Annotated in this window: 11 protein-coding genes; 9 read left to right on the top strand and 2 right to left on the bottom strand. The window is 38.9% G+C overall.

What is annotated here, in order from left to right:
- The first annotated feature begins 72 nt into the window (after positions 1 to 72).
- The 4 genes from EJ994_RS06710 (at position 73) to EJ994_RS06695 (ending at position 7,611) form a co-directional block, all read left to right on the top strand.
- The gene (locus tag EJ994_RS06710) at positions 73 to 4,494 is read left to right on the top strand and encodes a translocation/assembly module TamB domain-containing protein (RefSeq protein WP_241240873.1); all 4,422 of its coding nucleotides are present in this window, start codon (positions 73 to 75) and stop codon (positions 4,492 to 4,494) included.
- 169 nt (positions 4,495 to 4,663) lie between these two features.
- On the top strand, positions 4,664 to 5,650 hold the full coding sequence (gene pfkA, locus EJ994_RS06705) for a 6-phosphofructokinase (protein ID WP_099572648.1): 987 nt from the start codon (positions 4,664 to 4,666) through the stop codon (positions 5,648 to 5,650).
- A 23-nt stretch (positions 5,651 to 5,673) separates the two neighbouring features.
- Positions 5,674 to 6,675, top strand: coding sequence for a type I glyceraldehyde-3-phosphate dehydrogenase (gene gap / locus EJ994_RS06700; protein WP_126591763.1), 1,002 nt, complete (start codon positions 5,674 to 5,676; stop codon positions 6,673 to 6,675).
- An 84-nt stretch (positions 6,676 to 6,759) separates the two neighbouring features.
- Positions 6,760 to 7,611, top strand: coding sequence for an N-acetylglucosamine kinase (locus tag EJ994_RS06695; protein WP_126591762.1), 852 nt, complete (start codon positions 6,760 to 6,762; stop codon positions 7,609 to 7,611).
- 235 nt (positions 7,612 to 7,846) lie between these two features.
- Here the strand turns inward: EJ994_RS06695 and EJ994_RS06690 are convergent, their stop codons facing one another.
- Both EJ994_RS06690 and EJ994_RS06685 read right to left on the bottom strand, forming a co-directional pair.
- A complete protein-coding gene (locus EJ994_RS06690; protein WP_126591761.1) occupies positions 7,847 to 8,227 on the bottom strand; it encodes a RidA family protein in 381 nt (126 codons plus the stop codon).
- A gap of 10 nt (positions 8,228 to 8,237) precedes the next feature.
- Complete coding sequence (locus tag EJ994_RS06685) at positions 8,238 to 11,030, bottom strand: putative LPS assembly protein LptD (protein ID WP_410504169.1); 2,793 nt, start codon at positions 11,028 to 11,030, stop codon at positions 8,238 to 8,240.
- Between the two features lie 81 nt (positions 11,031 to 11,111).
- On the opposite strand from EJ994_RS06685, the gene EJ994_RS06680 reads away from it, so the two are divergent.
- The 5 genes from EJ994_RS06680 to EJ994_RS06660 are packed head-to-tail and all read left to right on the top strand — an operon-like array spanning position 11,112 to position 16,089.
- Positions 11,112 to 12,428, top strand: a complete 1,317-nt coding sequence (locus tag EJ994_RS06680; protein WP_126591760.1) for an N-acetylmuramoyl-L-alanine amidase — start codon at positions 11,112 to 11,114, stop codon at positions 12,426 to 12,428.
- A gap of 57 nt (positions 12,429 to 12,485) precedes the next feature.
- Positions 12,486 to 13,451, top strand: coding sequence for an MlaD family protein (locus tag EJ994_RS06675; protein WP_126591759.1), 966 nt, complete (start codon positions 12,486 to 12,488; stop codon positions 13,449 to 13,451).
- A 3-nt stretch (positions 13,452 to 13,454) separates the two neighbouring features.
- Positions 13,455 to 14,780, top strand: a complete 1,326-nt coding sequence (locus EJ994_RS06670) for a (Fe-S)-binding protein (protein WP_126591758.1) — start codon at positions 13,455 to 13,457, stop codon at positions 14,778 to 14,780.
- Positions 14,781 to 14,791: 11 nt separating this feature from the next.
- The gene (locus EJ994_RS06665; protein WP_126591757.1) at positions 14,792 to 15,583 is read left to right on the top strand and encodes a (Fe-S)-binding protein; all 792 of its coding nucleotides are present in this window, start codon (positions 14,792 to 14,794) and stop codon (positions 15,581 to 15,583) included.
- A 23-nt stretch (positions 15,584 to 15,606) separates the two neighbouring features.
- Entirely contained in the window at positions 15,607 to 16,089 is a 483-nt protein-coding gene (locus EJ994_RS06660) for an ABC transporter ATPase (protein ID WP_126591756.1), read from the top strand.
- Positions 16,090 to 16,154: the final 65 nt, after the last annotated feature.

Raw genomic sequence — 16,154 nt, 5'->3', positions numbered from 1 at the left:
ACATAAAGCGCTATCAAAAAACTAAGGAAAATACTCATCAGGACTTTGTTAGTGCTGATATTGATATGTGTTTTGGGTACCATAATACTTTCCCTTGAAGTGGTGCAGACCAGATTGGCAAACTATGCTACCACTACTATAAACAAAGAATTTGGCACCAATATTAATATTGAAAAGTTAAGAGTATCGCTAATTACATGGGATACCGCTTTAAGAGGTGTGTATATCGAAGACTATCAAAAAGACACACTTTTTTACGTTAGCGAACTTAAAACATCAATTCTCAGTGTTGGCAACCTTGCCAAAGGAAAATTGGAATTTGGAGATATCGATGTTGATGACCTTCACTTTAAACTCAAAAGTTACTACGGCGAACGTAATACCAATTTGGAAGTATTTATAGATAAATTGGACGATGGCAAACCCAGGAATCCAGGAACTCCGCCGTTTTTCTTCTCTTCTTCTTTCGTAGATATAAAGCGTAGTAAATTTCAATATATAGACGATAATCTTGAGAATGCCGAGGTACTGTTGTTCAAGAAATTAAACATACAGGCAAACGACTTTCAAATACTGGGTCCAGAAGTTTCTGCAGATATAGACGAAATGTCTTTTTACAGTAAACGGGGGCTACAGGTAGAGCGGCTAAAGACAGATTTTAAATATACCAAGCAACAAATGCGTTTTGATTCTTTACATATAAAAACGCCCTTGTCTAACCTGGAAGGCAACTTAATATTTAACTATAATCGAGAAGATTTCAAGGATTTCCTAAATAAGGTCAACGTAGAGGCAGTTTTTCAAGAATCGGTAGTTGCTTTTGATGAAATAAATTTAATTTATAACGAGTTTGGTAAAGGCAAAATAGCCACATTAACAACTAATGTCAACGGCGTTCTCAATGACCTCAATACGGACGATCTATTCTTGTTTTCGGATAATACGGGCATCCGCGGGGATTTTAATTTCAAAAATCTCTTTAACAAACAGAAAAGCTTCATACTAGATGCTAAGATGAAGAACGTAACCAGTAGTTACTATCAATTAAATGCATTGTTACCTAATTTAATAGGTAATTCTTTGCCTTCTACGTTTAGTAAATTGGGACAGTTCACCATTAGAGGAAATGCATTGATAACAGATTCATCCATCGATGCTAAAGTAAATCTCAATACCGCCGTTGGTAGTAGTTATGCCGATATGGTGATAACCGATTTCAATAACATAGATAATGCGGCCTACAAAGGCTTTGTTTCTTTGATAGATTTTGACCTTGGTGATTTCGTGGACAGTAAAAGTCTAGGAAAAACCAGCCTTGATTTTAATGTTGAGGGTAAAGGTTTTGTAAAAGAAAAACTGAACACCGAGGTTATAGGACAGATATATAGCATTGAATTTAACCGATACAATTATAAAGATTTAAAAGTCTCCGGTATTCTAAAAGAACAGTTGTTCGATGGGTCTTTGAGTAGTAATGATGAGAACATTAAGTTCGATTTTAAAGGGTTGGCAGACTTTGGTGAAACTAGGAATAACTTTAATTTCAAAGCGGCAGTAGCCTATGCTGATTTTAAGAAATTGAACTTTATCAACGATAGTGTTTCCATATTTAAAGGTAATGTGGACATGAACATCAATGGAACCACTTTAGACAATATCGTGGGAGATATCAACTTCAGTAAGACCAACTATCAGAATGCCAACGACACCTATTATTTTGATGATTTTTCGGTGACCTCCTCTTTTGAGAACCCAAATACCCGCATCATAAAAATTAATTCCCCCGATATCATAACCGGGTTTATGAAAGGCGATTTTAGAGTAAAAGAGCTAGGGAAATTGGTGCAGAATTCCTTGGGTAGTATCTATACCAATTATAGACCTTTTCAAATATCGGATGGACAGAACCTCACCTTCAATTTTAAAATATATAACAAAATAGTCGATGTTTTTTTTCCGGAAGTAAAGTTTGACCCTAATACTTTTATTAAAGGTAAAATAGTTGCGGATGAGGGAGATTTTAAACTTAATTTTGAGTCCCCGAGTATACAGGCATTCGGGAACAGTGCGGATAATATTGAAGTTAAAATTGATAATAAGAATCCGTTGTTCAATACCTATGTTACAGTAAGTGACCTAAATACACCGTATTATAATTTAAAGGATTTTAATCTCATCAATACCACCCTAAAGGATACCTTATTCTTTAGATCAGAATTTAAAGGAGGAAGCGAGTTCAATGATAGTTACAATCTAAACTTTTATCACACTTTTAATAAAGAAAACAAGTCCGTCATAGGTCTAAAGACCTCGGATGTAAGCTTTAAGGGGAATACTTGGGTCCTTAATAAGGACGGGGATTCCAAGAACAAGGTTATTTTAAACCGCTCATTGGATAGCATTACCATACAAGAAATCGTAATGAACAATGAGCAACGAGAACAGATACGGTTAAGAGGACAATTGGCCGATTCTACCTATAAAGATTTGCAATTGCAGTTTAAGATAGTTTCCCTGAATAAAATAACCCCGGTCATAGACAGCCTTAAACTGCAAGGCGAGGTCAACGGAAATCTCAACGTGCTGCAAAAGGACGGTATTTATTTACCTTCTTCCAATCTTAATATTGAAGGCTTTGGAATCAACGGAATGAGCTTGGGAGATTTGGCTATTAGTATTGTGGGTAATAGAGATTTAACGGAGTTTCAGGTAAATTCTCAACTTTCAGATAACGGGGTCGAAAAATTTGCCGTAGTAGGTAAGTTGGATAATACGAATAAAATGCCAACGGCTAATTTGGTCGCTAATTTCAATGATTTTGATTTAGAACCTTTTAGCCCTTTGGGAGAAGGTGTTATAGATAATATTCGAGGAGACCTGTCCGGCAGGGTCAATATTACGGGAGAGGTGGACAATCCTGATTTTAATGGTCTTTTGACCCTGGATGATGCCGGTATTGCAATTCCTTATCTCAATGTTGATTATGGTTTTGGCCCAAGATCACGGGTGCGACTAGAAAATCAAACCTTTAACTTTGAAAATATAGCATTACAAGATGTGTACAATAGCACAAAAGCTACTTTGGACGGTACCATTTCTCATAGTTATTTTGATAATTGGGTGCTTAATCTAAACGTAGATACAAACAATGATCGTTTCCTTATCCTTAATAAAGATTTTGAGGAAGGTGACCTGTATTACGGCACGGGTTATCTTAATGGTACTGGGCGTATTTATGGCCCCACAACTGCATTGAACATAGATGTTGATGGAGAAACCGCAAGGGGTACCTCTTTAAAAATACCTTTGAGTGATGTAGCTAGTGTCGGTGACTATTCCTTCATCAATTTTATCGAGAAGAACGATCTTAAAACAATAGCTGAGCAACGCCAACTAAAAGATTATCAGGGACTAGAGCTAGAATTTAATCTCGATGTAACGCCCGAAGCTGAGGTAGAAATAGTGACGGACACCAAAACGGGAAGTTCATTGAAAGGTACTGGGGAAGGTATTATTTTGATACAGATCAATACGAACGGTAAGTTTGAGATGTATGGAGACTTTGTTGTAGTAACGGGAGAATTCAACTATAAATTTGGAGGTATTATTGATAAAAAGTTTACCGTGAAACCTGGGGGTACCATTAATTGGGACCAAAAACCATTGGAGGCCAATCTTAGTATGGAGGCGGTTTATGCTTTAAATGCCAACCCCGCTCCTCTATTGGATGACCAAGGGTTTACCAGAAGGATTCCGACCAATGTGGTCATCAAATTAACGGGTGAACTGGAAAATCCGGATATTGATTTTGGAATAGATTTCCCTGGCACTAATTCCATTGTGCAATCCGAATTGGAATACAGATTGCAAGACCCAACAGTGGAAGAAAAGAATGCCATATTCTTATTGGCTCAAGGAACTTTTGTTAATGATCAAAGTGGTATCAATCAGCAAGCCATTACCGGGAATTTAGTGCAAAGTGCATCCGGTATACTTAATTCTATTCTAGGAGGGGGCGATGATAAACTAAACTTTGGCCTTTCCTATGAACAGGGTCTCCAGGATAGGAACGCCGCTATAGAAACAGATGATCGTATTGGGGTAACGGTTTCGACCCAGATAAGCGACAGAGTACTGTTTAATGGAAAAGTAGGGGTTCCGGTAGGAGCTTCCAGTGAAACGCTGGTAGCGGGGGATTTTGAAATACAAGTGTTGTTAAACGAGGAAGGAACTTTAAGCGCTAAATTTTTTAGCCGTCAGAGCGAAATCCAAACATTTTTACCGGACCAACAGGGTTCTACACAAGGGGCAGGGTTATCCTATGAGGTAGACTTCAATAGCTTTAAGGAACTGTTCCGAAAAATACTTCGAAAAAAGGAGCAAGGGAGCGAGGTCGAAAAAAAGAAAATCCCAAATGATAGCTTGCAAATTCCAACCGTCATGGGGAGGGATAGTCTTCTTAACTTTTATGCAAAGCCTAAGTCAATTCAATAAATTTATTGTAATAAAACGATGTCTTTTGTTAGGAAATTGTTAGGAATCTTTGTTTAATCGTTAAAATAACGTAATGAAGGTCTTTTCTATCGTTTTCGTTTCAAAAGCAAGCCAGTAATATTTCTTTATTGCTATAAGTTTTAGTAATTTCGTTGGCTTAATTTTTTTCATGTCAACAAAAATCAAGAAAATAGCGGTATTGACCTCTGGTGGGGACTCTCCCGGTATGAATGCGGCCATTCGTTCGGTGGTTAGAACCTGTGCTTATCTAAAGATAGATTGCGTTGCAATTTATAGAGGCTATCAAGGGATGATAGAGGGAGATTTTAAGCCAATGGACGCTCGTAGCGTTAACAATATAATCAATAAGGGCGGTACTATTTTAAAATCGGCTCGTTGTGAAGATTTTAGAAACCCTGAGGGAAGAAAACAGGCTTATGATCAGTTGGTCAAAGAAGGTATAGATGCCTTTGTTGTAATAGGTGGTGATGGTAGCTTTACAGGAGCAATGATATTCAACCAAGAATACGACTTTCCCGTAATAGGAATACCTGGAACAATAGACAACGATATTTTCGGTACCACGTTTACCTTAGGTTTTGATACGGCATTGAATACCGTTGTAGAGGCTATTGATAAGATAAGGGATACGGCGAGTTCACACAATCGCTTATTCTTTGTTGAGGTAATGGGTAGGGATGTAGGCCATATTGCATTAAATGCAGGAGTAGGGGCAGGAGCTGAGGAAATATTAATACCGGAAGAAAACTTGGGATTGGATCGTTTACTTGAGTCCTTAAAAAGGAGTAAGGAGTCCGGTAAGTCTTCAAGTATCGTTATTGTTGCGGAAGGTGATAAATCTGGAAAGAACGTTTTTGAACTTAAGGAGTATGTAGAGGAGCATTTGCCGATTTACGATGTACGTGTCTCAGTATTAGGGCATATGCAACGCGGTGGAGCGCCCTCTTGTTACGATAGGGTTTTAGCCAGCAGAATGGGTGTTAAGGCTGTAGAAGCACTTTTAGAAGGAAAAACAAGCTTAATGGTTGGTGTCCAGGACAATAAGCTGATATTGACACCAATTAATAAGGCAATAAAAGGACATACAAAAATTGACAAGGAACTTATTAGGGTTTCAGAAATAATGACAACATAATTTTAATTTATAAAAACAAGAGAATGTCAAACTTAAAAATAGGAATTAACGGATTTGGTAGAATCGGGAGACTGGTTTTTAGAACAACAGTAAAAAGAGGTGATGTAGATGTAGTTGCTATCAACGATTTATTGGATGTAGAGCACTTGGCCTACTTACTTAAATATGACTCCGTTCACGGACATTTTGACGGCACTGTTGAGGTGAAGGACGGTCATTTGGTAGTTAACGGAAAAACCGTCCGTATTACTGCAGAAAGAGATCCTAAGAATATAGAATGGGATGCAGTTGGAGCGGATACCGTAGCGGAATGTACCGGTATATTCACTACGCTGGAAACTGCTCAATATCACATAGACGGTGGTGCTAAGAAGGTAGTTATTTCTGCTCCTTCTAAAGATGCCCCTATGTTTGTTATGGGTGTAAACCACAAAGGTGTAAAAGCTTCCGATAGTATTGTATCGAACGCTTCTTGTACTACGAACTGTTTAGCTCCTATGGCCAAAGTATTAAATGATGCTTTCGGAATCGAAGAGGCTCTTATGACCACTGTTCATGCGACTACGGCAACACAAATGACTGTCGATGGTCCTTCCAAAAAGGATTGGAGAGGTGGCAGAAGTGCTATGCTAAACATAATTCCGGCATCTACAGGTGCGGCAGTGGCCGTAACCAAGGTAATTCCAGAATTAAAGGGGAAACTAACAGGTATGGCCTTTAGGGTTCCAACCGCAGATGTATCTGTCGTTGATTTAACCGTACGTTTAGAAAAAGAGACCTCATACGAAGAAGTTAAAAAGGCATTCAAAGCAGCTTCTGAAGGAGAATTAAAGGGTGTTTTAGGGTATACCGAAGAAGCTTTGGTATCTCAGGATTTTATCGGCGATGCAAGAACGAGTATCTTCGATGCTGGCGCTGGAATAGAATTGAACTCAAAGTTCTTTAAGTTGATTTGCTGGTATGATAATGAAGCAGGTTTTTCCAACAAAATGGTTGATTTGATTCAACACGTTAATACATTATAATACGTATAAAGTTAACATTGAATTTTCCTGAAAATGAGGTATTTTTTCCTTATTTTCAGGATTCTTTTTTAAATAGATGAGCATATGGTTTTAATTGTTGATAGTGGCGCAACCAAGTCAGATTGGATAGCATTGGATGATAAGGGTAATCAGCTTTTTTTGACACAGACTTTAGGACTTAGTCCGGAGGTGTTAACTAGAGAGGTAATCGAAGATCGTTTGGCGAACAATTTTGAGCTTTCTAAAAACAAAGAGAAGGTATCTCATCTCTATTTTTATGGTGCAGGCTGCGGAACAGATCGTATGAAAAAGTTCCTTCGTGATATATTCAGTGATTTCTTTCCCAATGCAAAGGCCGAAGTGAAGGAAGATACCTATGCCGCTATATTCGCAACGGTAAAAATAGGTCACCAAGGGATAGTTTGTATTCTGGGTACGGGATCCAACTGTAGCTATTACGACGGTCATCAGTTATTTCAGAAAGTAACTTCCTTGGGCTATATTCCAATGGATGATGGCAGTGGTAATTATTTTGGTCGTAAACTTATACGGGACTACTATTTCCACAAAATGCCTCAGGATTTAGGAATAAAATTTGCTAAACAATACGATCTTGAAGCGGATGTTATTAAAGAAAACCTGTACAAACAGCCCAACCCCAATACCTACCTCGCTACTTTTGCACGGTTTTTAATTGAGAATAAAGATCATCCTTATTCAAAGGGGGTAATAGACAAGGGATTTCAGCAATTTATCAATAATTACGTCATGCAATTTGAATTGGCTACCAAAGTGCCCATCAATTTTGTTGGTAGCATATCGCATTACTTGAAAGAAGAATTGATCAACGTCTTAAAACGAAACGATCTTATTGTAGGTGTTATCAGACAAAGACCTATTGAAGGTTTAGTAGAGTTTCACAGGGATAATATGTAGTTTTTACTTGATAATAGAGATTTGCAATACTTCCGACGCTTGCGTTGAAATAAATGTAGAGTTTGCTTCCAATGTCTTGTGAGTCTGCTCTGAGGTTGTTTACTTGTAAGAACTTAATGAAATAGATTTTTTAAAATTTAAATTCTCACTATTCAACGAAATTGAAATGGTGGTAGTCAGAGTTGAACATCTTATATTAACTACGAACTACGAACTACGAACTACGAACTACTAACTACTGAACTGCAATCATAGAAATTTCGACATTCACGAACTTTGGTAAATTCTCTACTTCAACGGTTTCTCTGGCCGGAGCAGTATCTGCTTTGAAGTAGGTGCCGTATACCTCGTTCACCTCTGAGAATTGATTCATATCGCTTAAAAAAATCGAAGACTTTACCACGTTCTCAAAACTCATTTTTGCCTCTTCCAGTATTACCCTTAAGTTTTCCATGGATTGTTTGGTTTCTTCCTTGATATCTCCTTGAACCAGTAATCCGGTTTCAGGATTCAACGGTATTTGTCCTGAAATATAGAGCGTATTACCGCTAAGAACTGCTTGATTGTAAGGGCCTATCGGGGCAGGTGCTTTTGTTGTGTTTATAATTTTTTTCATACTTGTCTTGTTAATTTCTAATGGGTTGACTTCTGTTTTCCCACTTTAAGTCGCTTAATATGGAAGCGTCGATTCCTATAAAAAAGTACCATCTTTTGAACTGCCCAAAGGGTGTCCAATTAAAACGCATATTAAAACTACCTAAGTTTCGCTCAAACCGTAATTGGGTCAACGTAAATCCTTGATTTTTAAAGTCGTAACCCGAAGAGCCACCAACTTTCCAACGGGGGGAAAGCTCTATGTCCCCAGAGAACATCAGCGAGTGACTACTAAATTCGTTCTGTCTGGCAGAGTTGGTAAAGTTCGCAGAATATGCAAGTCTAAAATTCCAGGGTATCTTGGTCCCGAAAATAGGATTTTCGATATCATCATCCTTTTTAGACCTCCTAACGGGATTATCGGAGAAACTATCTGCGCGTCCAAATAGGTCATCGGTTCGTCCACCACTTTGTGCTACATAATCAAAAGGATCCGTTTCCTCTTCTTCCTCCTCCTTATCTTTATCTTTTTTACCGAACATTTCACTACTAATGGAGTAGGTGATGTTTGCATTGGCCCTAGTTAGTCTTAAAAGACTTCCACCATTATCCACATTAAAGGTGTTAATTCGCCTTCCATTATTGTCTATGGCATAAGGGTCAAGACTAGCCGCAAAGTTGATGGACATTTTATTATCAAGAATATTGGTACCTCCATTAATATTTAACGGGCTGAGTCGTAAGGAATCCGATTCTAGATTATAACCTGTGGTGATATTAAAATTACTTAATATCGGGACCTTTTTCGCTTCTAATTTGGTGGAGTCCTTGTCTCTTACTTTTGCTTCAAGCGTGTTGGCCAGTGAAAAATTAAAGCTGTTAGATTTACCCAATCTCGGCGCTCCGTTCAATGTTCCTTGGAATCTGCTGAATTCAACAACCTCTCCGTTTCCATCAATGTATTCGTCATAAAACTGCTCAAAAGACGGAGCATAGCCATAACTTAGGGAGGGGCGCATCACATGCCTTATAGCTTGTATCTTTTTATCTTCCCCAAAATTAAAGGTACCGTAAACCGTTGTACCTATACTGGCACTGAAATTATATTGGTTGTAGCGGTCAAAGCCGCTGACAGTGTCTATGGCAACCGAGTTTGTTTCCGCATCAAAACTTCTGTCAAACGTTTCTAAGGTCCATACATCCTCATAACTTGCACCCATACTCACACTAAAAAATTTTGCCACCTTAAAATTGGTGCTAATCGGTATACGGTGTCTTGCTCCCACACGTGCATTATCGAACATACGCCCTGTTAAGAAGTCCTCATCGTTGGTCGTAAGACGGTTTTGGGCGTTTAGATCATATTGAAAGTTTATGTTCTGGATAAGCCCTTTTTTTATCCCATCCCGCTTTGCGAAAGGAAAAATCCGCTCCATACTAGCTTGCAATGTGGGTAATGTCATGGTGATATTATCCGTATTAGTAGCCGTGGACGTGGGAGACGTAAGTTGCGAATGCGTAGCTGTTAAACTCATATTCACGGAAGGATACGCCGGAAAGGTCTTAGAATACGATATGGATGAGGACAACGTATTGTTTTGGGTGTTCGGTAAATTTCGTTGTTGCAATGAATTTCTAAAGAACTCGCTACTTCCTAGGTTCACAGATGCAGAGAATCTAGAATTTGGACTAGCTTTTGTGTCTTGGGAATGCGAGAATTGAATGTTGTAGTTCCGCGTTAAGCTATAATCACTGAAGCCTTTTTGACTTCTAACTTGGTTTTCGTATCTAAAATTAATGTTTCCTCGATATTTATATCTCTTCGTGTAAATGGAGGTAGCCCTGACACCCCAGCTTCCGTTAGTATAGAAATCCCCGGTAAAGGTAACGTCCGCATAATCTCCCAAAGGAACATAGTAACCCATGTCCTGTAAAAAATAGCCTGTATTAGGGTCGTTACCGAAGTTAGGCATCAATATACCGGCCGATCTCCCGACGGACAACGGGAAATATGCAAATGGCATTGCAATCGGGGTGGGAACATCCGATATGTATAGATTACTAAAGCCTGCAATTACTTTCTTCTTGGGTACAAATTTAGCTTTACGAACCCTAATATAATAGTCAGGATTTATGGTATCGGATGCGGTCGTTAATTTTCCTTCACTTAAAAAATAGACGGAATCGTTCTCCTTTTTCGTGATTTCCGCATAAACTTTCATGGCATCGCCACCTAAGGCTCCGGCATCTGCTTGTTGCTCTGTGCGCGAGTTCCATATTAAAGCTTTCTGAGTGTCGAAATTGAAGCGAATGGAATCTGGAATAACAACATTTGAGCCTTGTTTGAAATAGGGGAGTTGGGTGTAATTCCCCAAAGAATCAACCATACGGCCGGCATAAACCTCATTTTTAACATAGTCCATTATGATAATACCTGCCTTTAATTCGGTATCCTGATAATAGATTTCCGCTTCGTTGTACAGGTATATCTTGTTCTCTTTTTGACTGAGTTTTACGTAGTCTTTTGCTTTATAAGTAATCTTATCAAGAAGTAGTGGCGGCTTATTATTGAGGGAGTCAATGGCCAGTGAATCGGCAGCTACACTGTCTCTCATTACAGGTACGGGGAATAGTGGCGCTATAATCGTATCCTTTTGTGCTTTTATAGGGAGCGGTACAATTTTATCCTCTTGAGCCTGCAATGATATTACACCAACAAAAAGGAATAACAGGAAAAGTAAGTACTGTTTATTTGATTGCAAGGCTATATATCCTATTTTTGTAAAGGTTTGGTGGTCCAATGAGCCATTGGTTTCAGATGTCAAACTTACATATATTTTTTATTCCCTTCGCAGGGTATTACCATAATTTTAACCATGACAAGGGCGTTCGAAACCCACAGGAATATGAAAATTAAACAGCTATCTACCTTATTTCTTATCGTAGTTTTCTTACTTGTATCTTCATTTCATAACCCAGGGCACGCCACCAGAACTGATGATCCTTTTGTGGTCGTTTTAGATGCGGGACACGGAGGTCATGATCCAGGTAATCTGGGTAATGGATACTTAGAAAAGGATATTGCGCTCAACATAGTCCTGAAAGTCGGTGAAATTTTGAGTACCAATAAGGACATAAAAGTAATTTATACCAGAAAGGACGATACCTTTATTGACTTATTTGTTAGAGGTGAGGTTGCCAATAAGGCCAATGCAGACCTTTTTGTATCCGTGCATTGTGATTCGCATTCGTCCGATGCTCATGGAGCGGGAACATTTGTGCTGGGATTACATGCCAACAAACAGAATTTTGAGATTGCCAAAAAGGAAAATTCGGTAATCTATTTAGAGGACAATTACGAAACTAGATACGCGGATTATGATATTAACTCACCAGAGTCGGTCATTGGTCTAACCATAATGCAAGAAGAGTTCTTGGACCAGAGTATAGCGTTGGCTAAAATTATCCAAGACAACTTCTCAAAAAAATTGAAAAGGACCGATAGGAAAGTAAAGCAAGCTGGTTTTATAGTTCTGCACCAGACTTTTATGCCAAGTGTACTAGTAGAAACAGGCTTTCTGACCAATAAGGATGAGGGTGCTTATCTGAACTCTAAAAAAGGGCAAGAAGAAATGGGAACGGCAATTGCCAATGCTATATTAAATTATAAAGAGCAAACGCAAAACAATGTGGCACCTAGCATTATTGCGAAACAAACGACTATTGCAGAGGATAAACCTGCTACCGAAGTAGCTGTCAAGCAAGAAGAAATAGCTGCCCAGGTAAAAGAGGAGACCCAAATTAAAAAAGCAGAAGAGCCTGCGCCATCACAAGCGAACGAAGTAACCGAGGTAGTCGGCGAAGTCAAAGAGGTAAAACCAGAAATGCCTACTCCCGTCATTGCTAATAAAGAGACGTCAAAAGACCCAAAAGAAGTAGTTTCTGAAAAGCGGGGCACAACTGTAGTTTTTAAAGTTCAGTTAATGGCGAGTGGAAAGAACCTTGACCTAATCCCGGCTAATTTTAATGGACTCGGTAGGCTTTCTAAAGAGCCATATAAGAATTTATACAGGTATCTATATGGTGAGACCGCTTCTCATAGAGAAGCAGAAATGCTGAAGTCTAATGCTGCAATTAAAGGGTATCCAAGTGCTTACATAGTTGCTTATAAGGACGGCGAGCGAATTTCAGTTCAAGAGGCGTTGAAACAGGTTGCACAATAAACCCACTTTGGTGTAATAATTATTCCTAATTTTGTTTGTAACCATAAATCTATTTGCTTGAAATTATCTAGGGAACTTAAAACTGGTGTTATCGTAGTAGGAGGCATTCTTCTATTTATTTTAGGATTCAGTTATTTGAAATCAACACCTCTTTTTGACAATAGTAGAACGCTTTACGCTGTTTATCCCAATGTAGGTGGTTTACAGGCAGGTACGGTGGTATCCATTAACGGTTTTGGCGTTGGTAAGGTCAATGACATCAAGTTCATAGATACTCAAGGCAATTTATTGGTGACGTTTACAGTGAGTAGTGAATTCGAATTTTCAAAGAATAGTAGGGTAGAGCTTTATGATACGGGAATCATTGGTGGCAAGGGGCTACAGATAACACCTATTTTCGATAGTTCTCCAAACGCTACATCAGGAGATACCCTGCAAACGGATACACGTCCAGGACTTACGGAGCTTGCTCAGCAAAAATTAACCCCCTTGTTTAGAAAATTCGAATCTGCGGTCACTGATGCTGATTCGGTATTGATGAACGTGAACAATGTCTTGGACACCAAAACGAAGAAAGACCTTCAGAAAGCAATAAGCGGATTAAGTGACCTTATGGCCAGCCTAAATGGTAGTGCACAGACCTTGAATTCCATCTTAAAAAACAACGAAGGTAAACTAGATGCCTCGCTAACAAATTTTGAGGCCCTTACCGCTAATTTTGCCAAACTATCCGATTCCCTAAATAATGCCGGTTTAGCAAGGACACTATCGAGTCTAGAATCAACGGTAGCCAATTTGGATAAAGTGATGGCTAAAATAGAAAAGGGAGATGGTACTTTGGGCAAATTAATGAACGATAAGGAATTATACTCAAACCTAAATAGTGCCTCACGAGAACTAGATTTGCTACTGCAAGATTTTAGGCTAAATCCCAAGCGCTATGTGAACGTATCGGTATTCGGCAAGAAACAGAAAGAATACGAAGTTCCTGAGGACGATCCAGCTCAAAAAATAGAAAACTAATTTATGGAGTATTTACCAAATGTGATATTCGCGATTCTTCTGGTATTCGGGATAGGCTATTTTGCAAGGAATGTCGGACGGTTAAAACGCAATATTTTTCTTGGAAAGGACGTAGATGTTAGTGATAACAAACCGCTACGCTGGAAAAATATGGCAAAAATTGCATTAGGTCAAACAAAAATGGTTGTCCGTCCAATACCCGGTATTCTGCATATTATTGTTTACGTAGGATTCGTAATTATAAATATTGAAGTACTGGAAATCATCATTGATGGGCTTTTTGGAACACACAGAATATTTGCCGGTTTGGGTAAAGTCTATGATTTTCTAATCGCGTCTTTTGAAATTTTGGCCTTACTGGTAATTATTGCCGTAGTAGTTTTCTGGATACGACGAAATGTAATAAGGTTACAACGTTTTTTAAAGCCAGAAATGGAGGGATGGCCAAAAAAAGATGGTAATCTTATTCTGTACATAGAAGTGGTACTGATGCTGCTTTTTTTGACTATGAACGCGGCCGATTTTCAATTACAGCAACTTGGTTCAGCACATTATGTCCAGGCTGGGGCTTTTCCAGTAAGTGCTTTTATAGCTCCATTATTTCAGGGAATGTCGGAGGCAAACCTTATTATGGTCGAAAGAATTGCTTGGTGGTTACATATATCCGGAATTCTTTTCTTTCTTAATTATTTGTACTATTCAAAGCATCTACATATTCTATTGGCATTTCCTAATACGTATTATGGCAAACTAAGGCCTAAGGGACAATTTAAGAATTTAGAAGCTGTTACGAACGAGGTAAAACTAATGATGGATCCCTCTGCGGATCCTTTTGCAACTCCTGCAGAAGATGCTCCCGTTCCTGAGAAATTTGGAGCTTCGGATGTAAAGGATTTGGATTGGGTTCAATTGTTGAATGCGTATACCTGTACCGAGTGTGGTCGTTGTACAAGTGAGTGTCCGGCAAACCAAACAGGGAAAAAATTATCGCCTAGGAAGATAATGATGGATACTAGGGACCGTCTGGAAGAGGTTGGGAAGAATATAGATTTGAACAAAGGAACGTTCAAGGATGACGGAAAGCAACTTTTGGATGATTATATTACAAGGGAAGAACTTTGGGCTTGTACCTCATGTAATGCTTGTGTTGAAGCTTGTCCTGTGAGTATAGACCCACTTTCAATTATTATGGATATGCGACAGTATTTAGTCATGGAGCAGTCAGCAGCGCCTTCCGATTTGAACAACATGATGGGGAATATTGAAAATAATGGCGCCCCATGGCCTTTTAATCAGATGGATAGACTCAACTGGAGTCAGGAATCTTAAAAAATTATAATATGTCGAGCGAACTAAAAGTACCCACAATGGCGGAGCTATTCGCTGCTGGTAAACAGCCAGAAGTGTTGTTTTGGGTTGGATGCGCAGGAAGTTTTGATGACAGAGCAAAGAAGATTACCAAAGCCTTTGTGAAGATATTGAATAATGCAGGTATTTCGTTTGCGGTATTGGGAACTGAGGAAAGTTGTACCGGAGACCCGGCCAAACGAGCAGGAAACGAGTTTTTGTTTCAGATGCAGGCTGTAACTAACATAGAAGTAATGAATGCCTATGGCATAAAGAAAGTGGTCACTGCTTGTCCTCATTGCTTTAATACGATCAAGAATGAATATCCCGGGCTTGGAGGATCTTATGAAGTAGTGCATCATACCCAGTTTTTAAAATCCCTTTTAAACGACGGTCGTATGGTATTGGAGGGTGGTACCTTCAAAGGAAAAAGAATCACTTTTCATGACCCATGTTATTTGGGTAGGGCAAATGATGTTTACGAAGCTCCAAGGGATTTAATACGTAAGTTGGATGCAGAACTCGTGGAAATGAAGAACTGTAAAAAACGAGGTCTTTGTTGTGGTGCCGGAGGGGCTCAGATGTTCAAGGAACCCGAAAAGGGTGATAAAGATGTTAATATCGAAAGAACGGAACAAGCTTTAGAAACAAAACCTGAAATTATAGCGGCTGGATGTCCTTTCTGTAATACGATGATGACGGACGGCGTTAAGAATAAAGAAAAGGAAGGTGAGATTGCGGTGATGGATATTGCTGAACTTATTGCCACTGCACAAGATTTATAACCACTCGTTAATAGACATCATCAATGCTAGTAGATTTTAATATGTTACCCGACTCTTCAAGAATATGGATATATCAGGCCAGTAGAACGTTTAAAGAAAACGAATTACTCGAAATAACAGGGGCGCTAGATGCTTTTATCCAAAATTGGACAGCACACGGTAACGATTTGAATGCAGGTTATGAAATACGGTACAATAGGTTTATCGTAATTGCCCTTGACCAGAGTTCCCAATCGGCTACAGGTTGTTCTATAGATGCCTCTGTGCATTTTATCCAGCAATTGGAAAAGAAGTATGGCGTGGAGTTATTGGACAAAATGAACGTATCCTATAAACAAGGGGAGTTTGTGGCCTATAAAAAATTATCGGATTTCAAGACCATGGCCAAACAGAAGGCCATTTCTAAAAATACTATAGTCTTCAATAATTTGGTAGCTACCAAGGGTGAATACAAAGAGCATTGGGAGGTGCCTGCTTCAGAAAGTTGGCACGCCCGTTTTGTTTAAACTTTAAAAGCGGTTAATGGCTGTATTTATTAGGTTATATCGATGAAATGCAATATTTTTCATGG

It is taken from the genome of Maribacter sp. MJ134 (assembly GCF_003970695.1).
In the GTDB taxonomy this organism is placed as follows: domain Bacteria; phylum Bacteroidota; class Bacteroidia; order Flavobacteriales; family Flavobacteriaceae; genus Maribacter.
The sequence above is the reverse complement of the archived record's forward strand: the minus strand, read 5'-3'. Positions and strand labels throughout refer to the sequence as shown.